General features: G+C 53.1%; 1 protein-coding gene. It reads right to left on the reverse strand.

The window, feature by feature from the left end:
• On the reverse strand, positions 1-241 hold a 241-nt coding region (locus tag KVT34_RS30980), incomplete at both ends, for a glycosyltransferase (protein ID WP_302695783.1).

The raw sequence follows: 241 nt of genomic DNA on the forward strand, positions 1-241 counted from the left end.
TCTTCCATGATTTTGCCGATCTGATGGAAAAGAACCCGGCCGCTTAAATCTTTCTCAAGCAGCGTTACCGAGCCGCCCTCGACGGAAAGAGAGCGGGCGTTATGCTCCTGATGGTTGTTCGTCACGTTTGGTGACGGAATTAAGATGGAAGGAATACCAAGGGCGGTAATCTCCGCCATAGTACACGCTCCGGCACGGTTCACGACAAGCTTGGACGCCGCCAAAACCTCCGGCATGTTAT

Origin of the sequence: Paenibacillus sp. GbtcB18, from assembly GCF_019091125.1 — a bacterium.
GTDB lineage: Bacteria > Bacillota > Bacilli > Paenibacillales > NBRC-103111 > Paenibacillus_F > Paenibacillus_F chitinolyticus.